The sequence below is a fragment of the Klebsiella sp. JN_Kp127 genome (genome assembly GCF_040062505.1).
Taxonomy (GTDB): domain Bacteria; phylum Pseudomonadota; class Gammaproteobacteria; order Enterobacterales; family Enterobacteriaceae; genus Klebsiella; species Klebsiella quasipneumoniae.
In genome coordinates this window covers 36302-57599 of record NZ_JBEAHS010000051.1, presented here as the reverse complement: position 1 = coordinate 57599, position 21298 = coordinate 36302, and the positions used below count along the sequence as shown (strand labels likewise).

The window sequence follows — 21298 nt, the reverse complement described above, 5'->3', positions numbered from 1 at the left end:
TGTGGCGAAAAGCGACAGTTTATCGTGGTCGGGCCGAGGCTACCGTAGCAAAAGCGGCCTTTTGCTTTGATTACACGGCTTTATGAATGCCGCGCTATCAGCGATAATAATCGTTCACTGAATCTATCCGGGATCGTCATGAAGGCATCAGAGCACCCGCCTCGCGTTCGTCAACGCGCCTTACCGCTAAAGCTGAGCACCGCCGTCTCCTTGATGATTGGCAGCGTGATCGGCGCCGTGCTGCTGCTGGTCTATGCCCTGTGGTATATGCAGATCAGCAATGCCACCCGCGACGGCCTGAAAGAGACCGCGCTGGCGGTGGCGCGTACCATGGCTGATATGCCGCAGGTGAAGCGCGGACTGGCGGCGCCGCCGCAGCAGCAGATTATTCAGCCGCTGGCGCAGGCCATCACCCGGCGCAACGACCTGCTGTACGCTATCGTCACCGATATGCACGGTATTCGCTATTCGCATCCGGACAGCTCAATTATTGGCAAACCCTTCATCGGCCACGATATCCAGCCGACGCTGCAGGGAAAAGAGAACGTGGCCATTAACCACGGGGTGCTGGCCCCGGCGCTGCGAGTGTTTACCCCGGTGTTCAACGACCAGCATCAGCAGATTGGCGTGGTGGTGGTCGGCATTTCGCTGAGTAAAGTGGACGAGCAGATCGCCAACAGCCGCTGGGACGTGCTGCTGACCATCCTGTTCAGCGCGCTGGTCTGCGCCATCGGCACCTGGAGCCTGGTGCGCGGCCTGAAGCGCGTCCTGCTGGGGCTGGAGCCGCACGAAATCTCCACTCAGTTTCAGCAGCGTCAGGCCATGCTTCACGCCCTCAAGGAGGGGGTGGTGGCCGTCGATGCCCATGGTGAGGTTAACCTGATCAACCCGGCGGCGCGCGAGATACTCTTTTCCGGGCCGGACAAGACGCTCGCGCATACCCCGCTGCTCGCCGACCTGCAGACGGTTTTGCACAGCGGCGAGCCGATGTACGACCGCGAGCTGGGGTGCAATGGCCTGTTGCTCATCAGCAATACGGTGCCTATCCGCAGCCAGGAGGCGGTGGTCGGCGCCATCTGTACCTTCCGCGATAAGACCGAAGTCAGCCAGCTGCTGCAGCGGCTGGACGGCATGATGAGCTATGTGGATGCCCTGCGCACCACCTCTCATGAGTTCATGAACAAACTGCACGTGATCCTCGGCCTGCTGAATATGAAAAGCTATGGCAAACTCGAGGAGTACGTGCTGCAGACCGCCCACCGCTACCAGGCGGACATCGGCGATATTCAGCACCGCATTAAATCCCCGGTGGTGGCCGGCTTTCTGATAAGTAAAATGCAGCGCGCCACCGAGTGCGGCTTTACCCTTAAGCTGGCGGAAGAGAGCCTGGTGCCGGATTGCCCGAATGAGAAGCAGGTCACCGTGCTGGTGACGGTGCTGGGCAACCTTATCGAGAACGCGCTGGACGCCATGAGCGGTCAGGCGGAGGGCGAAATCGGCCTGCTGCTGCACTATCAGGACGGCTGGCTAAGCGGTGAAGTGAGCGACGACGGGCCGGGGATCCCGGAAAACAACATCGACGCTATCTTTAACAAAGGCTTCTCCACCAAAGGCGAAAATCGCGGCGTCGGGCTGTTTCTCGCCAACCAGCAATTACGCGAGCTGGGCGGCACCCTCGCCGTCGAGTCGGAACCCGGCGTATTTACCCAATTTTTTGTTCATCTCCCCTGGGATAGTAAAAGGAAACGTGCGTGATAAATGTGTTGATTGTTGACGATGATGCCATGGTGGCCGAACTGAATCGCCTGTACGTGGCAAGGGTTCCCGGCTTTCGTTGCAGCGGGAGCGCCTCGACGCTCAGTCAAGCCCGGGAGATGATTAACGATCCGCAGCTGGAGATCGATCTGGTGCTGCTGGATGTCTATATGCAGCAGGACAGCGGGCTCGATCTGCTACCGACTATCCGTAAATCGGGGCGCGCCATCGACGTCATCATGATCACCTCGGCGGCGGATGCCGCCACGGTGCAGACCGCCATGCATTACGGAGTGGTCGATTACCTGATTAAACCTTTCCAGTTTCCCCGTTTTGAAGAGGCGCTTACCACCTGGCGGGAGAAGCGCAAGCTGATAACCGGCCAACCCTATTACGAGCAGGCCGACGTTGACCGCCTGCTGCACGGCGGCGCGCCGGAGGCCAGCGACGCGCGCAAGCTGCCCAAGGGGCTCACCGCGCAAACCCTGCGCACCCTGTGCCAGTGGATTGACGCTCACCCGGACGTTGAATTCTCTACCGATGAGCTGGCGGCGGCGGTGAATATCTCCCGTGTTTCCTGCCGCAAGTATCTGATCTGGCTGGCGCAGATCAATATTCTCTATACCACTATCCACTACGGCGCCACCGGGCGGCCGGTCTATCGCTACCGCCTGGTGGCCGAACAGTACAGTTTGCTTAAGCAGTACAGTCAGTAACGCGGTAGCCGCTGTCCAGCGACGCAAAGCGCAAGCGCTGCGGCGATGACAGTATAATGTCGCGATTTTTGGTGACGAAAATCGCGTCGATATCCTGCCGCTGACGCAACGCTGCGCAGCCTTTCTCGACGCCGAGGCCGAACAGCAGCGTGGTCCAGATATCGCCGTCTAAAGAATCGCTGGAAATCACCGTGACGCTGTCGAGTTCGTTGTCCAGCGGGTAACCGCTGCGCGGGTCGAGAATATGGTGCCAGCGCTTGCCGTCCTGCTCGAAATAACGTTCGTAGGTGCCCGAGGTGACTACCGACTGTCCGTTGACCGTCAGGGAGCCGATCAGCGCCTGCGCATCGGCAAACGGTTTTTTCAGGCCAATAGCCCATTCGCCGAGGGTATGCACATTGCCGCCGAGGTTGATCAGCGCCCTTTCCACCTGCTGCTGACGCAGATAATCACGCACCCGGTCAGCGATATAGCCTTTGGCGATCGCCCCAAGATCCAGCTCCATCCCCGGCTGCTGAAGAAACACGCTGCAGGTTGCCTCATCAAGGATCACCTCCTGCGGGCGGGTCAGCGCCAGCCGGGCCCTGATTTCGCCGGCGTCAGGCACGCTGTGTCCCTGAAAGCCAATCCGCCACAGCTTCACCAGCGGCCCAATCGCGAGGTTAAAGGCGCTGTCGCGCACCATGCTGGCGGCTTTGGCGCACTGAATGAGCTGAAAGACCGGGCGGCTGACGGTCACCGGGTGACGTCCGGCGGCGTGGTTGATATCCATCACCTGCGACTCGGCGCGGTTAACGGTGAGCAGATCTTCGTAGCGCTTGATTAACTGAAATACGCGGGAGGCCAGCGCCTCATCATGGGAGCAGAGTTTGAGCAGGATGGGAGAACCCATCAGAACGGCGGAGTAGCTATAGACGCGGTTATCAGACATCGGGCTCTCCTTAGTAGGGGTAAGCCGGGCGGCGAAAGCGCCGGCCCGGCATCAACAATGGCGTGTTATCCTCTGGCGCGTTTCGCCGCCTGGTGGCCCGCGAGGGTGCCGAAGATGATGATATCCGCCACCGCGTTACCCCCGATACGGTTGCCGCCGTGGATCCCGCCAACCACTTCACCGGCGGCGTAGGCGCCGCGGATCGGCTGCCGGGCAACGTTCAGCACTTCGCCATCGGTGTTAATGGTCACGCCGCCCATGGTGTGGTGCACCCCCGGGGCGATACGAATGGCGTGGAACGGACCTTCGTTAATCGGCGCGCGCAGCGCGGTGGTCCGGCCAAACTGTTCATCATGCTGTTTTTCCACCGCCCCGTTGTAGCACTCGAGGGTGGCGAGGAAGGCATGGTAATCCATCCCCAGTTTCTCCGCCAGTTCACGCGGCGAGCTGGCGCTGGTGACGAAGCCTTTGGCGATGTACTCATCGGCGGCTTTGTTTTTCGCCCGTACATGTTCGTCAAAGACGATGTACGCATAGTGTTCCGGCAGGGCGATAATCGCCGCGGAGACTTTATCGCGGGTCTCCATTTCGTTGAAGAAGCGGTTACCCTGCTGGTTGACGAGGATCGCCCCACCGCCGCGAATCGACTCGGAAATCAGATAGGAGGTCTGCTGTTCAACGGTCGGGTGAATTTGAATTTCGCCCATATCCACCGTGTCGGCGCCGATACGCTCCAGCAGCGCGATACCGCTCCCGGTGGCCCCTTTGTGGTTGGTGGTGACGAAGCCTTCGAGGTCAGGACGATACTTCACCACCATCGCGCTGTTGGCGCTGAAGCCGCCGGTGGCCACCACAATGCTTTTGCTCTGGACTTCAATGATCTCGTTTTCGTCGTTGATCAGACGCACGCCGCTGACTTCATCGCCGCTCATCAGGATCTCCTCCACTGAGGTATCCAGCAGGACGTCGATGCCGCGTTTGGTGATGTTGCGCACCAGGCCGCTAATCAGATAGCCGCCGACCGCTGACCCGTCGCGCGGACGGTGGGTGCGGTCAATGCTCATCCCGCCGGTGGTGGTGATATCGTTGAGCATAATGCCGCGGTCAGCCAGCCATTCAATGGCTTGCGGGGCATTCTCCACGAAGCGGCGCAGCAGCTGCGGGTTGTTTTTATTGTGCCCACCTTTCAGGGTTTCCTGATAGAACAGCTCTTTGCTGTCCTGAATGCCTTTCACGCGCTGGAAGCGGGTCTCCGCCGCGTTCATCCCGGCGGAAGCCTTGATGGTGTTCCCGCCAATGGTCGGCATTTTCTCGACGATCAGCACGCTGGCGCCTTCGTCGTGAGCCTGAATGGCGGCCGCCAGACCGGCGCCGCCGCTGCCGACCACCACCACATCATAGCTTTTCGGCGCGGCGTCATTGCCGCCCTCTTCCGCCGCCAGCGCTTTGCTCGATTTCAGCATCGCTTTGGCGACCGCTTTTTTCACCGCCTCGCTCTGGCTGGTGGCCCCGGAAATAGCGTCCACGTGCGGGGTATTGGCGGTCAGAATACGTTCGCGGATCTCTTCGAAGCTGGTGGTGAACTCCACGGTCTGCACCGGGCTCGCCGCCAGTTCGATATCGGCGATATGGTCATTTTCGAGGCTGACGTTGATCACCAGCTCATTGGCGTCATCCTGAACGGTTTCAACAAACATCCCCGGCTTAAATTTGGCATCGCCCATGCTCATGTCGCGGATCATCGCTTCCACCAGCGAGAAGCGCCACAGCGGTTCCTGAATGTGCAGCGCCTCGCGCTGGGTGCTGTCGATAAACAGCTCCAGCTCTTCACCCGCGGCGATACGAGCCGCCCAGTCCGGATAGGCGATGCAGGCGCGGCCCACGGCGATCAGGTCATAGCCGTGATCGAGGCCCAGCTCGGCATCGGCGACGTTAACCACCCCGCCGACGCCCATCACCGGCACCTGAGCCAGAGTTTCAGAGCGCATGGCGCAGTATTTCTCAATCAGCGGCGTTGGGTCGCAGGTATCAACGATAGAGGGACGCAGAGTCGCGCCCACCGAGAAGTGCAGATAATCGACGCCGCGAGCGGCCAGTTTTTCCAGCAGATACATGGTGTCGTCGAAGCGGATCCCCGGGACCTCCATCTCTTCCGGCGAGAAGCGGTAACCGATGATAAAGGCGTCGTCAGCGTACTGGCGGGCCATTTTATGGGTGATGTCGAGCACCGCCAGCGGGAAACGAGCGCGATTGTCGCGGCTACCGCCCCACTCATCGTCGCGCTGGTTGGAGTTCGGCGAATAGAACTGCTGAATGAGATAGGTGTTAGCCCCGTGAATTTCGACCCCGTCGAAACCGGCGAGGATAGCGCGACGGACCCCATCGCCAAACTTGGCGATCATGCCTTCCACTTCGTCTCCGCTCAGCGCCCGCGGCATCGCGGCGCCCTCACGCGGGGCGGCGATAGCGCTCGGCGCCACCGGCTGGCGACCGCCGATCAGCTGCGGGTCGACCATGCGGCCGCCGTGATAGATCTGCAGAATCGCTTTCGAACCTTCCGCTTTAATCGCTTCGGCGATTTTCGCCAGGCCGGCGATTTTTTCATCGTTATCGATACCGATAGCACCCGGGAAGGCCAGGCCGTAGTCATCAATAAAGCAGCACTCGACAATAATGGTGCCGATGCTGCCGGCGCGAGCGCGATAGTACTCCACCAGCTCGCTGGTGACAGTCCCATCGAAATAACCGGTGCAGGTGGTCATCGGCGCCATGAGCAAACGGTTTTTCAGCTCCGTACCATTTGGTAAAGTAAATGGCTGCAGAATTCGTTCGTTACTGGTCATAAGTTACGCTCCAGATTTTAAAATATTAAAAATTCAGAATGGGGTGACGGAATCATTAATGGTTGTGGTTTTTTAATTCCTGTTGTCATGCCAATAATATAACGGGTTTTTTAGTTACTAAATCAATTACGTTAGTTATAAAACTATTTAACCCCAGCAATAACATCGCTACCTCTATTGTATTATTAAAATAATAAATAGCATTTACATAATACAAATGAACGATAACATTTCAGATACTTACGTTAACATTCACAGCGACCAAACACGCGCACATTACGGTTATTATTCAGTAACTTATAAAGCATACAGATAAAATTAGCATTAATTGCTTATTTTTATTTTAACATTTACCGATATTTTCGCCAAAATAACACCTCATCACATAGGGTTATACTGATAATAAAAAAATAGTGAAATCACCTGCTTTTCTTGATCTTGATCAATTGCAACGGCCATTGAAAGCGCAATATATAAATAACCAATAAATTTAATTTAACGCCCATCAAATCGCGTTAAATAATCGCCCCAACGATACTCAGAAACGCAAAATAAAAACTAAAGAAACTTTTGTAATTAAAGAAACCACTGAGCACATCGCTGGCGTAAACGTTATTTTCAACAACTTGCAGATACTCATTATGAAAGAGAAAAAGACAACCATACCGCCTGCCGGTGCAGTCAATCCAACGACTGCGAATAAAAAACGTCTCCTGATGATGGCGCTGCCGATTATCGTTGCCGTGCTGTTACTCTTCGTCCCGGTCCCGGACGGCCTGCCGCCGTACGCCTGGCACTACTTCGCTATCTTCGTCGGGGTGATCGTCGGGTTGATTTTTGAACCACTGCCTGGCGCCGTTATCGGCATCACCGGCGTGGTGGTCATCGCCCTGTGCAGTCAGTGGCTGCTGTTCAGTCCGGAACAGATGGCCGCACCTGGCTTCAAAATGGCCGGCGCCTCCTTTAAGTGGGCGGTGAGCGGCTTCGGCAACTCCACCGTGTGGCTTATCTTCGGCGCCTTTATGTTCGCCGCCGGCTACGATAAAACCCAGTTCGGCCGCCGCCTGGCGCTGATTCTGGTGAAATATCTCGGCCGTCGCAGCCTGACGCTGGGCTACGCCATCACCTTCGCGGATCTGCTGCTGGCGCCGTTTACGCCGTCGAATACCGCGCGCAGCGGGGGCACCATCTACCCGATTATCGCCAACCTGCCGCCGCTGTACGGTTCAAAACCAAACGATCCGAGCGCGCGTAAAATCGGTTCCTATCTGATGTGGGTAGCGATCACTGCCGCCTGTATCACCAGCTCGATGTTCCTGTCGGCACTGGCGCCGAACCTGCTGGCGCTGGCGCTGGTAAAAAGCATCGTCGGTATCAACATCTCCTGGGGCACCTGGTTCATCGCCTTCCTGCCGCTTGGCGTACTGCTGATCCTGACCATGCCGCTGCTGGCCTACTGGTTCTACCCGCCGGAAGTGAAAGTCAATAACGAAGTGCCGCTGTGGGCCGCTCGTGAACTGGAAAAACTGGGCAAACTGTCGCGCAATGAGATCCTGCTGCTGGTGTTCGTCTGCTTCGCGCTGATGATGTGGATCTTCGCCGCCGACTGGATTGAACCGGCTCTGGCCGCCCTGCTGGTTATCGTGCTGATGCTGTGGACCGGCGTGCTCTCCTGGAGCGATATCACCAACAACAAAGCGGCGTGGAACACCTTTGTCTGGTTCGCCACCCTGGTGGCGCTGGCCGACGGCCTCTCCTCTACCGGCTTTATCGCCTGGCTGGGTAAAGAGGGCGGCGCGCTGATGAGCGGTATCTCCCCGGGGATGGCGACCATCGTCCTGCTGCTGGCGTTCTACCTGCTGCACTATCTGTTTGCCAGCACCACCGCGCACACTACCGCGCTGCTGCCGGCCATGCTGACCATCGCCGCCACCATTCCGGGGATGAATATGGAAGTGTTCGTTCTGCTGATGGTGACCTCGCTGGGCGTGATGGGGATCATCACCCCGTACGGTACCGGCCCAAGCCCGATCTACTACGGCAGCGGCTATCTGCCGACCAAAGATTACTGGCGCCTCGGCACCATCTTTGGCGCCATCTTCCTGGCCGCCCTGCTGCTGATTGGCTATCCGTGGATGTCCATGATGTTCTGATTCATAACCGCCGGGACCACCCCGGCGGTTTTATCTTTATGGAGTAAGTGATTATGTCGACTAAACCGTTTGTTTATCAGGATCCGTTCCCGTTGGCGCACGACGATACCGAATACTATCTGCTCAGCAAAGCGCACGTCTCCGTCGCCGAATTTGACGGCCAGGAAGTGCTGAAAGTGGAACCGCAGGCGCTGACCCTGCTGGCGCAGCAGGCCTTCCACGACGCCGCCTTTATGCTGCGCGTCTCCCATCAGCAGCAGGTCGCGTCGATTCTGCTCGACCCGGAGGCCAGCGATAACGATAAATATGTCGCCCTGCAGTTCCTGCGCAACTCGGAAATCGCCGCCAAAGGCGTCCTGCCCACCTGTCAGGACACCGGCACCGCCATCATCATGGGTAAAAAAGGCCAGCGCGTCTGGACCGGCGGTGGCGACGAAGCCGCCCTGGCGCAGGGCGTGTACAACACCTATACCGAAGATAACCTGCGTTACTCGCTGAACGCCCCGCTGGATATGTATAAAGAGGTCAACACCGGCACCAACCTGCCGGCGCAGATCGATCTCTACAGCGTCGACGGCGACGAATATAAATTCCTGTGCATGGCGAAAGGCGGCGGTTCCGCCAATAAAACCTATCTCTATCAGGAAACCAAAGCGCTGATCACCCCGGCGAAGCTGAAAAACTATCTGGTGGAGAAGATGCGTACCCTCGGCACGGCGGCCTGCCCGCCGTACCATATCGCCTTTGTCATCGGCGGTACCTCGGCGGAAGCGACGCTGAAAACCGTCAAGCTGGCCTCCACCCGCTACTACGACGGTCTGCCAACCGAAGGCAACGAGCACGGTCAGGCGTTCCGCGATGTGCAGCTTGAGCAGGAACTGCTGCAGGAAGCGCAAAACCTCGGCCTCGGCGCGCAGTTCGGCGGCAAATACTTCGCCCACGATATCCGGGTGATCCGTCTGCCGCGCCACGGCGCCTCCTGTCCGATCGGCATGGGCGTCTCCTGCTCCGCCGACCGCAACATCAAAGCCAAAATCAACCGCGACGGTATCTGGATTGAGAAACTGGAGAGCAATCCAGGAAAATATATCCCTGAACATCTGCGTCAGCAGGGCGAAGGCAAGGTGGTCAGCATCAACCTGAATCAGCCGATGAGCGAGATCCTGGCGCAACTGTCCGCCCATCCGGTTTCCACCCGCCTGAGTCTCAACGGCACTATTATCGTCGCTCGCGATATCGCCCACGCCAAGCTGAAAGAGCTTATCGATAATGGCGAGGAACTGCCGCAGTACGTGAAAGATCACCCGATCTACTACGCCGGCCCGGCCAAAACGCCTGCCGGTTACGCCTCCGGCTCCCTCGGCCCGACCACCGCAGGCCGCATGGACTCTTACGTCGATCTGCTGCAGTCCCATGGCGCGAGCATGGTGATGCTGGCGAAAGGCAACCGCAGCCAGCAGGTCACCGACGCCTGCCACAAACACGGCGGCTTCTACCTCGGCAGCATCGGCGGCCCGGCGGCGGTGCTGGCGCAACAGAGCATCAAGAGCCTTGAGTGCGTGGCGTATCCGGAACTGGGGATGGAGGCGATCTGGAAAATCGAAGTGGAAGATTTCCCGGCGTTTATTCTCGTCGATGATAAAGGCAACGATTTCTTCCAGCAGATCGAGAACAAGCAGTGCGCCGGCTGTAAACAGCACGGCTAACGCCCCCTCTGGCGCTAACAGCAGGCCGTCGCCGTTCAGGTGACGGCTTTTTTTATGCCCGCGCCGCGCCAGCTTGAACTCACTTCCTGCCCGACTATGCTCAACGACAAGTCGTCCCTTGAATGCTGAAAAATAACAATAACTCCCTTTCCCGGGTTGATGCTGACCCTCCGGTCGACCGGGACGATGCCCCAGCCGTCGCGCCGCAGGAGGGTGAGAAATAAGGGATAACGTAGCGGCATTTCCGCCGGGTAGCGGCGTACGCCTTACCCGGCCTACAGGGGCCGTGCAGCCAGCCGTTAATTAACCCACTTGCGCGACTGAAACTGCCGGTGCTGGCGGCCACAACATCGCTGAGACGTTCCCGGAAGACGGGGGCACAGGGGGCGGCGGCGACTGGCCGCTCCCTGCGCCATGAGTGACATAACGCAGAAGATCAACCGGGAGCGTAATCTGCCCGGAATTAACATAGTCGTTGTAGCCCTGCCAACATAGTGCGAACAGGAACACTTCCGGTTGTGCCGTTATTTCCCAAGGTGGCGGCTGCGTCTTACCCGGCCTACAACGACTGCCGGGCAATCCGACCTGGACGACGACTCAACCCTGCGCGGCGTCAATGTCGTCAAACACCTGCTGCGCCAGATGCATCGTGGCATTGGCCGCCGGCAGTCCGCAGTACAGCGCAGAGTGCATGATCAACTCTTTCAGCTCATCGCGGGTCACCCCGTTGTTAAACGACGCGCGCAGATGCATCTTCAGCTCCGCCTCGCGATTGAGAGCAATCAGCATGGCAATGGTGATCATACTGCGGGTGTGGTGGTCGAGCCCCGGACGGGTCCAGGTCTCACCCCAGGCGTAGCGGGTGATAAAGTCCTGAAACTCTTCGTTCAACGGCGTCAGATGCTGCAGCGTACGGTCGACGTGGGCGTCGCCCAGTACTTTGCGCCGCACCGCCAACCCGTCCTGATAGCGCTGTTTATCCTCCATGGCGTTCTCCCTGGAAAAAGCTCAGCAGCGCTGAAGTAAAGCTTTTCGCCGCCTCAATGTTTGACAGATGCGATGCCGGCAGAACTACCACCTGGGAGGCGGGGATCTGCTGCTGCAGGAAATTAGCGTCACCGACCGTGGTGACAGGATCACTTTCCCCGGCGATGATTAACGTCGGCAGCGGGATCTGCCCTACTTCGCCCCGCAGGTCGGCGGCGGCCAGCGCCTCACAGCAGGCGGCATAGCCTTCGGCGTCGGTATGGGTCAGCTGGTGACACAGGGCCTCCACCACCTCCGGCGCCTTCTGGCGAAACGCGTGGGTGAACCAGCGATCCGCCGCCCCGGCGGCGGCCACCGCCATTCCCTCCTGGCGTACCGCCCGCGCCCGCGACAGCCAGCTGGCCTGATCGCCGATGCGCGCCGCGGTGTTCGCGACGGCCAGACCATAAAAACGCTCTGGCGCAAAGCGGCCCAGCCACAGACCGGTCAGACCGCCCATCGAGATCCCGCAGAACCAGGCGCGGTCGATATTCAGATGATCGAGCAGCGCAATCACATCTTCCCCCAGCTGGGCGAGGGTCACTTTGCCATTTTTCGTCGTTTTACCGTGGCCGTGGGTGTCGTAGCGCAGCACCCGGAAATGGGCGGTTAACGCCTCTGTCTGCGGCTGCCACATCGCCCGGGTGGTCCCCAGCGAGTTGGAGAGAACGATAACCGGCGCACCTTCCGGTCCATCGAGTTGATACTCAAGATTCATCATGTTGCTCCTGATAACGCGCCAGCACCTGGCGCACAAAGCGTTCGGCGCTGCCGGTCGCCGTTGCCGGGTCCAGCAGCGTGGTTAAGCGTTCGCGGGAGAGATACTGACTAACCCGCGGGTCTGCCGCGAGCAGATCGACCAGCGGGCAGTGGCGGTCCAGCGCCTGACGGCACAGCGCCTCAATATGATGGTGCGCCTCAGCTTTGCCGATGCATTCCGCCAGCGCCAGGGTCACCGCCTCAGCCATGATCAGCCCGTGGGTGATATCGAGGTCGGCACGCATCTTTTGCGGGAAGACCTGCATGTCGCGCACCAGCGCCTCGCTTTGCGCCAGCGCCCCGCCCACCAGGGTAATCAGCTCCGGCAGGGTCTCCCACTCCGCCTGCCAGCCGCCCAGCGCCCGCTCGTGCTGCTGAATCTGGCAGGCGTAGAGGGTGGCCATCAGACCCGGGGTGCGCTGGGCGGCGGTCAGGATCGCCGCGCAGGCCACCGGATTGCGCTTATGCGGCATCGTCGACGAGCCGCCGCGCCCTTCCGCTACCGGCTCGCCCACCTCAGCCACTTCGGTCTGCATCAGCAGGGAGAAGTCGTTAGCGAATTTCCCCAGGGTGCCGCAGACGCCAGCGAACCAGGCGCCTGCCTCCAGCAGCCGATCGCGCTGGCTGTGCCACGGGGTATCCGGCAGCGACAGACCGAGGTTCTGCGCCAGCGCCTGGCCAACCGCCGGTCCTTGCGCTTTCAGCGCGTCCAGGGTCCCCGCGGCGCCGCCGAACTGCAGCACCAGCAGACGCGGACGCATCTCCCGCAGCCGCTGCTGCCAGCGCAGCAGCGCGTCGAGAGTGCCCGCCAGCTTCAGACCAAAGGTCACCGGCAGCGCATGCTGCATCCAGGTCCGGCCCGGCATCACGCTGTGGCAATGACGGTCGGCCTGCCAGGCGAGGGCCGCCAACAGTCGCTCAAGCAGTTGCTCGGCGGCATCCAGCGCCCCGCGCAGCTGGAGCACCAGCCCGGTGTCGATAGCATCCTGACTGGTGGCGCCCCAGTGAACGTAGCGCGCGGCGTTTGGATCCCGCGCTTTTACCTGGGCCGTCAGCTGTTTCACCAGCGGGATCGCCAGATTACCCGCCCCCACAGCCGCCTCGCCCAGGGCGGTAAAATCGATCGCCTCGTGGCGGCAGGCCGCGACAATCGGCCCGACCGCCGCCGCCGGCACCATCCCGCAGGCGGCCTGCGCCTGGGCCAGCGCCGCTTCAAAATCCAGCATGCCCTGCACCCGCTGCGCGTCGCTGAACCAGTCGGTGAGCGGACTGCTGCGCAGCATCGGGGTCAACAAACTCATTCTGGCTCCTTAAACACGTTCAATAATCAGGGCGATCCCCTGCCCGACGCCGATGCACATGGTACACAGCGCGTAGCGGCCGCCGGTCCGTTTCAGCTGGTAAGCTGCGGTCATCGCCAGGCGGCCGCCGGAGGCGCCGAGCGGATGCCCCAGGGCGATCGCCCCGCCGTTGGGGTTCACATGGGCGGCATCGTCCGGTAAGCCCAAATCGCGGGTCACCGCCAGCGCCTGGGCGGCGAAGGCTTCATTCAGCTCGATCACGTCCATCTGGGCTAACGTCAGACCGGTCTGCGCCAGCACCTTCCGCACCGCCGGCGCCGGGCCAAAGCCCATAATGCGCGGCGCCACCCCCGCCGTCGCCACGCCGACCACCCGGGCCAGCGGCTGAAGATCGTTGGCCGCCAGCGCGGTTTCGCTGGCCAGCAGCAGCGCGCAGGCGCCATCGTTAACGCCTGAGGCGTTGCCGGCGGTGACACTGCCGTCGGCGCGCACCACGCCGCGCAGTTTCGCCAGCGCCTCCAGCGAGGTGCTGCGCGGGTGTTCATCGCGACTAAACCGCAGCGGCTCGCCTTTACGCTGCGGCACCTGGACGGCGATCAGCTCATCGGCAAAATGCCCAGCCTCCTGGGCCGCGGCGGTGCGCAGTTGACTGCGTAAGGCGAACGCATCCTGATCGGCGCGGGAAATGGCAAACTCATCGGCGACATTTTCCGCCGTCTCCGGCATGGAATGCACGCCGTACAGGGCTTTCATCTGCGGGTTAATAAAGCGCCAGCCGATGGTGGTATCCTCCATCTGCATGCTGCGGCTAAAGGCGCTCTCCGCTTTACCCATCACAAACGGCGCCCGGGACATACTCTCCACGCCGCCGGCGATCATCAGCTGCGTCTCCCCGCTTTTAATCGCCCGCGCCGCGACGCCGATCGCATCGAGGCTGGAGCCGCACAGGCGGTTGATGGTGCTGCCGGGCACGCTCTCCGGCAACCCGGCCAGCAGCAGCGCCATCCGCGCCACGTTGCGGTTGTCTTCCCCGGCCTGGTTGGCGCAGCCAAAGATCACATCGTCAATGCGCGAAGGATCCAGTCCCGGGTTACGCTCCAGCAGCGCTTTCAGCGGCAGCGCCGCCAGGTCGTCAGCGCGCATCGTCGCCAGGGTACCACCAAAACGGCCAAAGGGTGTACGCACCGCATCACAGATAAATGCCTGATTCATCATAGGTTCCTTACGCGCTTTCCGCCAGTTGTTCAAAGGTCAGCGTCACCGGAGTGATGCGCTGCAGCTCTTCAAAAGAGAGACCGTTAAAGATTTCCCGCACCACCGGGCCGCGGTCGGTAATGTCGATCACCGCCAGGTCGGTATAGATCCGGCTCACGCAGCCGACGCCGGTCAGCGGGTAGCTGCACTGTTCCACCAGCTTGCACTCGCCGTCGCGGGTTAGATGGTCCATCATCACAAACACCTGGCGAGCGCCGATGGCCAGATCCATCGCCCCGCCGACCGCCGGGATGGCGTCCGGCGCGCCGGTGCTCCAGTTGGCGAGATCGCCGCTGGCGGAGACCTGATAGGCCCCCAGCACGCAGATATCGAGATGGCCGCCGCGCATCATGGCGAAGGAGTCGCCATGGTGGAAATAGCAGCCGCCCTGCAGGAGGGTAACGTACTCTTTACCGGCATTGATCAGCTCGGGATCTTCTTCTCCGGGCTGCGGCTTCGGCCCCATGCCCAGCAGGCCGTTCTCGCTGTGCAGGAACACCTCTTTGTCGGCAGGCAGGTAGTTGGCAATCCGGGTCGGCAGGCCAATGCCGAGGTTAACGTAAGCGCCTTCGGGGATATCGCGGGCCACGCGCTGGGCCATTTCGTCACGGGTCAGTTTTTGCATCTCGGGCTCCTCAGGCGCTTTGTGCGGCAGTCAGGTTTTCCAGCGAGAACACGCGCTGGACGAAAATGCCGGGGGTGATGATGTGTTCCGGGTCGAGGTCGCCCAGCGACACCAGCTGCGAGACTTCAACGATGGTGGTTTTCGCCGCCGTCGCCATAATCGGGCCAAAGTTGCGCGCTGCTTTGCGATACACCAGGTTGCCCCAGCGGTCGCCCTGGTGGGCTTTAATCAGCGCGAAATCGGCTTTGATCGGATACTCCAGCACATAGTGGCGGCCGTCGATTTCCCGTGTCTCCTTGCCTTCCGCCAGCGGCGTGCCGTAGCCGGTGGGGGTAAACACCGCCCCCAGCCCGGCGCCGGCGGCCTGGATCCGCGCCGCGAGGTTGCCCTGCGGCACCAGCTCCAGCTCCACTTTGCCGCGGCGATAGAGGTCATCGAAAATCTGGGAATCGACCTGGCGCGGGAAGGAGCAGATCATTTTGCGCACCCGGCCAGCCTTAAGCAGCGCCGCGAGCCCCACTTCACCGTTGCCGGCATTGTTGTTAATGATGGTCAGGTCGCGGGCGCCCTGGTCAATCAGGGCGTCAATCAGAAAGGTCGGCTGGCCGGCGGGACCAAAGCCGCCGATCATAATAGTCGCCCCGTCGTGGATCCCGGCGATGGCCTCGCTCAGCGTCGATACGCTTTTATCAATCATCAGGTCGCTCCAGTGATGTGCGGTAATCGCACTTTTATTCGTTGTTCGCACAAAATGTGACCCGCTTAACGATGTCGGTCAAGGGCGATAATCGAAATATGGTGCGATAATCGAACATCGGTTATCTTTAGCGAAAGAATGTGATCGATGGCAAATATGGGGAACAGAAATGGACAAGCATCCAGACGATTTACTGACCGGCGACGGCGATCCGTTTAAGGGCGATCCTAACTTCATGGCCTCGCTGGCGCGCGGCCTGGAGGTGATTCAGGCATTCACGCCGCAGCGGCCCCTGCTGTCTATCTCACAGATCAGTCAAAAGACCGGCATTCCGCGCGCAGCGGTGCGCCGCTGCCTGTATACCCTGAGCAAGCTGGGGTTCGTTTATGCCGAAGACGGTAAGCATTTTCAGCTGCGGCCGCGGATCCTGGCCCTGGGTCACGCCTGGCTGGCCTCGACGCCGCTGGCGCGTTCGGCGCAGCCGGTGCTGCGGCATCTGAGCGAAATGCTCAATGAGTCCTGCTCCATCGCCACCCTCGACGGGGACGATATCCTGTATATCGCCCGCGCTTCCAGCTCGCGGATCATGACCATCGACCTCGATATCGGCAGCCGCCTTCCTGCGTGGGCGACCTCGATGGGTCGGGTGCTGCTCAGCCATCAGCCGGAGGAGAAGCTCAACGACATGCTGGCCAGGGTAACCATGATCCGCTATACCCCGCAGACGGTGGATTCGGTGGCGAAGCTGCGCGCCGAGCTGAAACGGGTGCATCAGCAGGGGTATGCCCTCAACGATCAGGAGCTGGAGATGGGCCTGCGCTCCCTCGCGGTACCGCTGATTAACGCCCAGGGGCAGGCGCAGGCAGCGCTGAACGTCGGGGTGCATGCGGGCCAGATGTCGGCCCGCGAGATGATCGACCGCGTGCTGCCGGAGCTGCAAAAAGCCGCCCGCGAGCTAACGCTGCTGCTGCGCTAACGGCTGCGCTTGGCGTGCCGCTCCCAGGTCTCCTGCTTCGCTTCGGCCGATTTACGCAGCGCGACATAGCAGGCGCCGCTACCGCCATGATGTGGTAGCGCGGCGCAGAAGGCCTGCACCTCCGGCAGCTCTTCCAGCCAGCGCGCCAGATAGCTGCGGATGATATTGGCATGGGACTGGTCGTCGCGGCCTTTGCCGTGAACGATCAGCACATTGCGTAATCCCTCTTTCTGCGCCTGCACCATAAAGGCGAAGAGCATCTGCCGGCACTGTTCCACCGGCTGGCGCAGCAGGGAGAGGCTCGCCTGCTGGCTATATTTCCCCCGCCGTAGCTTATCCAGCACTCCGCTCTGCAGCCCTTCGCGCTTAAACTCCAGCGGCGTGGCGAGCGGTACGATATCGAGATAGCCGGTAGTGAGAAAATTATCCAGTTGCAGGGTGTCGACGCGCTGCGGGGCGCGACTGTTGCGCCCGGGATGCCAGTGCACGTCATTGTTACGTTTCAGGGGCTGGACATCTTCCATGGCGTCAAGAAACAGGGATTTGTCATCAAGGTTCATGGGCTCTCCTCCAGCGGCTGTCGCCAGCTACTATAGCCGCCTCGCGCTCCCCCCTCAACGCGTTTAGCCCCGTCTGCTGGCAAAGTGAGCGCGACGGGCGGTTAAGGAAACAATTGTCGACTCTGGCGGCGAAACAGGGTGATTAATGACGCCGCAAGCGGCGTCTGCCGGGTGTCGCGCCGCTGGATCAGAAAATAGGCCGCCGTCGGCAACGCTTCGCGGACGGGGATCATCATCAGCTTGTCCGCCATCATCGGATCGTTGCCGAGCTCCACCGGCAGGATACTGAGAAAATCGCTTTTCACCACCAGGCTGATGCACGACGAGAAGGTCTCGCACACAATATCCACCTTTGGCGCCAGCCCGGCCTGATTAAACCGGTCCTGCAGCTGTTTAAAGTAGCTGCCGCGCGGCGTCGGCATGGTCCAGTGGTGATCCATCAGCTCCACCAGCGAGGTGGCCTGCGCCGCCGGATGCCCCGCGCGGGCGAAGACCGCGAACGGTTTCTCAAACAGTTTTTCAAAGCTGAACTCATGGTCGTACGGCCCCGGATAGTAGGTGTTGATGGTGAAATCCAGCTCCCCCTGGCGCAGCTCATTGATCATCGCCAGCAGCTGGCCCTCCATGATCCGCACCTTCACCTGCGGATGCTGCTGATGAAAGCGGCAGATCACCGACGGCATCAGCGACCGGGCGACGCTGGCGCCAAGGCCAATATTGATCTGCCCGGCCTGCTCTCCCTGGCGCTGCAGCAGTTCATCCTGCGCCGCCCGCAGCTCCTCGAGGATCAGGCTCGCATGTTGATAAAAACTTTCGCCATCGTCAGTCAGCGCCACCCCCTGGCGGCGGCGGACGAACAGCTGAGCGGAAAGCCCCTCCTCCAGCTCTTTAATCGCTTTGGTCAGGGCCGGCTGCGAGACCGCCAGCGAGCGGCTGGCGCCGCGAATACTCCCTTCCCGGGCCACCTCGACGAAGGCGCGAATTTGATGAAATTTAATCTGAAATGCCATGCTTTTGGTGATAACCGTTGTTTATCAGACGGAAGAAAATGACATCTACTGTAATCCATCAGGCTGTGGCAGGTTAAGAGCGTTAAGGCCTGTAGCGCGTCAGTGATAAACAAAAGCTATCACATCGTGAACGCCGTCACATTTTTTACTTATGACAGGATAAGCTATGCCGCAACTTGATGAATACCTGCGCCAGCTGGCGCCAGCCATGACCCAATGGCGCCGCGATTTTCACCTGCACGCTGAATCCGGCTGGCTGGAGTTTCGCACCGCCAGCAAGGTGGCGGAGATCCTCGACGGACTCGGCTACCAGCTGGCGCTGGGGCGTGACGTCATCGATGCCGACAGCCGGATGGGGCTGCCGGATGAGGAGACCCTGACCCAGGCTTTCGAGCGCGCCCGCGAGCAAGGGGCGCCGGAACGCTGGTTGCCGGCGTTTGAAGGCGGGTTCGCCGGCGTGGTGGCGACGCTCGACACCGGACGTCCCGGCCCAACCCTGGCCTTTCGCGTCGACATGGACGCCCTCGACCTCAATGAGCAGCACGATGACAGCCACCGCCCCCATCGCGACCATTTCGCCTCCTGCAACGCCGGCATGATGCACGCCTGCGGCCACGATGGACATACCGCCATCGGGCTGGGTCTGGCGCATGTGCTCAAGCAGTATGCCGCCCAGCTCAACGGGGTCATTAAACTGATTTTCCAGCCTGCTGAAGAGGGTACCCGCGGCGCCCGCGCGATGGTGGCCGCCGGCGTGGTGGACGAGGTGGACTATTTCACCGCCATCCATATCGGCACCGGCGTTCCGGTCGGCACCGTGGTGTGCGGGGGGGACAACTTTATGGCCACCACCAAATTCGATGTGCATTTTAGCGGCGTGGCCGCCCATGCCGGCGGTAAGCCTGAAGATGGGCGCAACGCGCTGCTCGCCGCCGCCCAGGCCGCCCTTGCTCTGCACGCCATCCCACCGCACAGCGCCGGCGCGTCGCGGGTCAACGTTGGGGTGATGCAGGCCGGCACCGGACGCAACGTGGTGCCCTCTTCGGCCCTGTTAAAAGTGGAAACCCGCGGCGAAAGCGAAGCCATCAACCAGTATGTTTTTGACCGGGCGCAGCACGTCATCGCCGGGGCCGCGGCGATGCATCAAGCCGGGTACGAGTTACGCATGATGGGCGCGGCCACCGCCAGCGCCCCGTCGCCGGCGTGGGTGGCGTACCTGCGCGAACAGGCCGCCCTTGTGCCCGGCGTGCAGCAGGCGGTGGATCGCATCGCCGCCCCGGCGGGATCGGAAGACGCCACCCTGATGATGGCCCGGGTCCAGGCGCGCGGCGGCCTCGCCTCGTACATGATATTCGGCACCGAACTGAGCGCCGGTCACCACAACGAGAAGTTTGACTTCGACGAGAGCGTAATGACGGTCGCGGTCGACACCCTGGCGCGCGTCGCGCTTAACTTTCCCTGGCAGCGGGGGGTGTGATGGAACCCATCTTTCAGTTTGTGGACGAGGTGATTGAGGCAAGCCGCGAGACGTATTGCGCTATCGCCGATGACATCTGGGATCACCCGGAGACGCGCTTTGAGGAGTTCTGGTCCGCCCGCCGGCTGGCGGACGCCCTGGAAGCGGAAGGTTTTCAGCTTACCCGGGATGCCGGCGGGATCCCCAATGCTTTTATCGCCAGCGTCGGCGAGGGCCAACCGGTTATTGCCCTGCTGGGCGAGTTTGACGCCCTGGCGGGTCTTAGCCAGCAGGCCCACTGCGCGGAGCCGACATCGTCGACGCCGGGGGGCAACGGTCACGGCTGCGGGCACAATCTGCTCGGGACGGCGGCTTTCGCCGCGGCGGTGGCCGCTAAAAAATGGCTGCAGCAGCACGGCGGCGCAGGCACCCTGCGCTTCTACGGTTGCCCGGGAGAAGAAGGCGGCTCGGGCAAAACCTTTATGGTGCGCGAAGGGCTGTTTGATGACGTCGATGCGGCCCTCACCTGGCATCCAGAGGCCTGGGCCGGGATGTTCAGCACCCGCACCCTCGCCAACATTCAGGCGGCGTGGCGCTTTACCGGCACCGCCGCCCACGCCGCCAATTCGCCGCACCTGGGGCGAAGCGCCCTGGACGCGGTCACCCTGATGACCACCGGCAGCAACTTCCTGAATGAACATATTATCGAGAAGGCGCGGGTTCATTACGCCATTACCGATACCGGCGGCGTCTCGCCCAACGTCGTCCAGGCCCAGGCGGAAGTGCTGTATCTGATCCGCGCGCCGGAGATGGCCGACGTGGAACAGATTTTCGCCCGCATTGAGAAGATTGCCCAGGGGGCCGCGCTGATGACCGAGACCCACGTTAGCTGCCGCTTTGAAAAAGCCTGCTCGGGCTATCTGCCCAACCGCACGCTCGAAGCGGCGATGTACCAGGCGGTATGCCATTACGGCACGCCGGCATGGAGCGACGACGAGCGCGCCTTTGCCGCGGCGATCCGCGCCACGCTCAGCGACAACGATATCAACAACAGCCTGAACAATATCGCCGGCACCGGCGGCGAGGCGGGGAAAACCTTCGCTCGTCGCCACCGCGACACGCTGTTGATTGATGAGGTGGCGCCGTGGGCGGCCACGGATACGCTCCTCGCCGGCTCCACCGACGTCGGCGATGTCAGCTGGAAAGCGCCGGTGGCCCAGTGCTTCAGCCCCTGCTTCGCGGTGGGTACCCCGCTGCACAGCTGGCAGCTGGTGAGCCAGGGACGCACCGCCATCGCCCATAAAGGGATGCTGCTGGCGGGGAAAGTCCTCGCGGCGACGGCGATCCGCTTATTCAGCGACCGCGCGCTGCTGGAGGCCAGCCAGCGAGAGCTCAGGCAAGCGCTGGCCGAACATCCCTACCGCTGCCCGATCCCGGCGGAGGTGAGACCGTCGGTTTTACGCTAACCATACAGACCAGACCGCTCCTGACAGACGCTGACCGGCATCGCGGCACGCACCGACCATAATA

General features: G+C 61.1%; 17 protein-coding genes. 7 read left to right on the top strand and 10 right to left on the bottom strand.

The genetic code is table 11. The features are described from left to right. Nucleotides 1-138: 138 nt before the first annotated feature. Nucleotides 139-1755 carry a sensor histidine kinase gene (locus ABLV04_RS19370; protein ID WP_023289525.1) on the top strand — a complete coding sequence of 539 codons (1617 nt, stop codon included), beginning with the start codon at nucleotides 139-141 and terminating at the stop codon, nucleotides 1753-1755. Continuing rightward, a complete protein-coding gene (gene dcuR / locus ABLV04_RS19365) occupies nucleotides 1752-2471 on the top strand; it encodes a two-component system response regulator DcuR (protein WP_023289524.1) in 720 nt (239 codons plus the stop codon). Before ABLV04_RS19370 ends, dcuR begins: the two co-directional genes overlap by 4 nt. Here dcuR and ABLV04_RS19360 read toward each other — a convergent pair. After that, nucleotides 2452-3402 (bottom strand): FAD:protein FMN transferase, encoded by a 951-nt coding sequence (locus tag ABLV04_RS19360; protein ID WP_023289523.1) that lies wholly within the window; start codon nucleotides 3400-3402, stop codon nucleotides 2452-2454. The two genes, dcuR and ABLV04_RS19360, sit on opposite strands and share 20 nt — an antisense overlap. A 65-nt stretch (nucleotides 3403-3467) precedes the next feature. Then, entirely contained in the window at nucleotides 3468-6245 is a 2778-nt protein-coding gene (locus ABLV04_RS19355) for a flavocytochrome c (protein ID WP_348816068.1), read from the bottom strand. A 641-nt stretch (nucleotides 6246-6886) separates the two neighbouring features. Here ABLV04_RS19355 and ABLV04_RS19350 point away from each other — a divergent pair. Both ABLV04_RS19350 and fumA read left to right on the top strand, forming a co-directional pair. Beyond that, on the top strand, nucleotides 6887-8398 hold the full coding sequence (locus ABLV04_RS19350) for an anion permease (protein ID WP_049092623.1): 1512 nt from the start codon (nucleotides 6887-6889) through the stop codon (nucleotides 8396-8398). Nucleotides 8399-8451: 53 nt separating this feature from the next. Then, nucleotides 8452-10104, top strand: a complete 1653-nt coding sequence (gene fumA, locus ABLV04_RS19345; protein WP_348816066.1) for a class I fumarate hydratase FumA — start codon at nucleotides 8452-8454, stop codon at nucleotides 10102-10104. Nucleotides 10105-10701: 597 nt separating this feature from the next. On the opposite strand, the gene pcaC is transcribed toward fumA, so the two are convergent. From pcaC to ABLV04_RS19315, 6 genes are read right to left on the bottom strand one after another with little or no spacing between them, the layout of a single operon-like run. Then, nucleotides 10702-11091, bottom strand: coding sequence for a 4-carboxymuconolactone decarboxylase (gene pcaC / locus ABLV04_RS19340; protein WP_023289519.1), 390 nt, complete (start codon nucleotides 11089-11091; stop codon nucleotides 10702-10704). Further along, on the bottom strand, nucleotides 11081-11848 hold the full coding sequence (gene pcaD / locus ABLV04_RS19335) for a 3-oxoadipate enol-lactonase (protein WP_348816151.1): 768 nt from the start codon (nucleotides 11846-11848) through the stop codon (nucleotides 11081-11083). The genes pcaC and pcaD overlap by 11 nt, the downstream gene beginning before the upstream one ends. Then, a complete protein-coding gene (locus ABLV04_RS19330) occupies nucleotides 11838-13190 on the bottom strand; it encodes a 3-carboxy-cis,cis-muconate cycloisomerase (RefSeq protein WP_147733408.1) in 1353 nt (450 codons plus the stop codon). The genes pcaD and ABLV04_RS19330 overlap by 11 nt, the downstream gene beginning before the upstream one ends. A gap of 9 nt (nucleotides 13191-13199) precedes the next feature. Beyond that, complete coding sequence (gene pcaF / locus ABLV04_RS19325; protein ID WP_023289516.1) at nucleotides 13200-14402, bottom strand: 3-oxoadipyl-CoA thiolase; 1203 nt, start codon at nucleotides 14400-14402, stop codon at nucleotides 13200-13202. Nucleotides 14403-14412: 10 nt separating this feature from the next. Beyond that, a complete protein-coding gene (locus tag ABLV04_RS19320; protein WP_023289515.1) occupies nucleotides 14413-15069 on the bottom strand; it encodes a 3-oxoacid CoA-transferase subunit B in 657 nt (218 codons plus the stop codon). A 10-nt stretch (nucleotides 15070-15079) separates the two neighbouring features. Continuing rightward, nucleotides 15080-15766, bottom strand: a complete 687-nt coding sequence (locus ABLV04_RS19315) for a 3-oxoacid CoA-transferase subunit A (RefSeq protein WP_180265975.1) — start codon at nucleotides 15764-15766, stop codon at nucleotides 15080-15082. Between the two features lie 169 nt (nucleotides 15767-15935). Between ABLV04_RS19315 and ABLV04_RS19310 the strand changes: the two genes are divergently transcribed. Beyond that, nucleotides 15936-16742 (top strand): IclR family transcriptional regulator C-terminal domain-containing protein, encoded by an 807-nt coding sequence (locus ABLV04_RS19310; protein ID WP_180265976.1) that lies wholly within the window; start codon nucleotides 15936-15938, stop codon nucleotides 16740-16742. Here the strand turns inward: ABLV04_RS19310 and smrA are convergent. Beyond that, the gene (gene smrA, locus ABLV04_RS19305; protein WP_032452707.1) at nucleotides 16739-17302 is read right to left on the bottom strand and encodes a DNA endonuclease SmrA; all 564 of its coding nucleotides are present in this window, start codon (nucleotides 17300-17302) and stop codon (nucleotides 16739-16741) included. The two genes, ABLV04_RS19310 and smrA, sit on opposite strands and share 4 nt — an antisense overlap. 101 nt (nucleotides 17303-17403) lie before the next feature. Then, entirely contained in the window at nucleotides 17404-18312 is a 909-nt protein-coding gene (locus tag ABLV04_RS19300; protein WP_180265977.1) for a LysR family transcriptional regulator, read from the bottom strand. Between the two features lie 166 nt (nucleotides 18313-18478). On the opposite strand from ABLV04_RS19300, the gene ABLV04_RS19295 reads away from it, so the two are divergent. Both ABLV04_RS19295 and ABLV04_RS19290 read left to right on the top strand, forming a co-directional pair. Next, nucleotides 18479-19789, top strand: coding sequence for a M20 family metallo-hydrolase (locus tag ABLV04_RS19295; RefSeq protein ID WP_023289510.1), 1311 nt, complete (start codon nucleotides 18479-18481; stop codon nucleotides 19787-19789). Further along, a complete protein-coding gene (locus tag ABLV04_RS19290; protein ID WP_049013444.1) occupies nucleotides 19789-21234 on the top strand; it encodes a M20 family metallopeptidase in 1446 nt (481 codons plus the stop codon). Before ABLV04_RS19295 ends, ABLV04_RS19290 begins: the two co-directional genes overlap by 1 nt. Nucleotides 21235-21298: the final 64 nt, after the last annotated feature.

Bases quoted from the DNA above. Each gene is read 5' to 3' on its own strand.
- ABLV04_RS19290 (WP_049013444.1), top strand. From the start codon at position 19,789: ATGGAACCCATCTTTCAGTTTGTGGACGAGGTGATTGAGGCAAGCCGC.
- ABLV04_RS19360 (WP_023289523.1), bottom strand. From the start codon at position 3,402: ATGTCTGATAACCGCGTCTATAGCTACTCCGCCGTTCTGATGGGTTCT.
- ABLV04_RS19300 (WP_180265977.1), bottom strand. From the start codon at position 18,312: ATGGCATTTCAGATTAAATTTCATCAAATTCGCGCCTTCGTCGAGGTG.
- pcaC (WP_023289519.1), bottom strand. From the start codon at position 11,091: ATGGAGGATAAACAGCGCTATCAGGACGGGTTGGCGGTGCGGCGCAAA.
- ABLV04_RS19350 (WP_049092623.1), top strand. From the start codon at position 6,887: ATGAAAGAGAAAAAGACAACCATACCGCCTGCCGGTGCAGTCAATCCA.
- fumA (WP_348816066.1), top strand. From the start codon at position 8,452: ATGTCGACTAAACCGTTTGTTTATCAGGATCCGTTCCCGTTGGCGCAC.
- ABLV04_RS19310 (WP_180265976.1), top strand. From the start codon at position 15,936: ATGGACAAGCATCCAGACGATTTACTGACCGGCGACGGCGATCCGTTT.
- ABLV04_RS19370 (WP_023289525.1), top strand. From the start codon at position 139: ATGAAGGCATCAGAGCACCCGCCTCGCGTTCGTCAACGCGCCTTACCG.
- ABLV04_RS19315 (WP_180265975.1), bottom strand. From the start codon at position 15,766: ATGATTGATAAAAGCGTATCGACGCTGAGCGAGGCCATCGCCGGGATC.
- ABLV04_RS19330 (WP_147733408.1), bottom strand. From the start codon at position 13,190: ATGAGTTTGTTGACCCCGATGCTGCGCAGCAGTCCGCTCACCGACTGG.
- ABLV04_RS19295 (WP_023289510.1), top strand. From the start codon at position 18,479: ATGCCGCAACTTGATGAATACCTGCGCCAGCTGGCGCCAGCCATGACC.
- ABLV04_RS19355 (WP_348816068.1), bottom strand. From the start codon at position 6,245: ATGACCAGTAACGAACGAATTCTGCAGCCATTTACTTTACCAAATGGT.
- smrA (WP_032452707.1), bottom strand. From the start codon at position 17,302: ATGAACCTTGATGACAAATCCCTGTTTCTTGACGCCATGGAAGATGTC.
- ABLV04_RS19320 (WP_023289515.1), bottom strand. From the start codon at position 15,069: ATGCAAAAACTGACCCGTGACGAAATGGCCCAGCGCGTGGCCCGCGAT.
- pcaD (WP_348816151.1), bottom strand. From the start codon at position 11,848: ATGAATCTTGAGTATCAACTCGATGGACCGGAAGGTGCGCCGGTTATC.
- pcaF (WP_023289516.1), bottom strand. From the start codon at position 14,402: ATGAATCAGGCATTTATCTGTGATGCGGTGCGTACACCCTTTGGCCGT.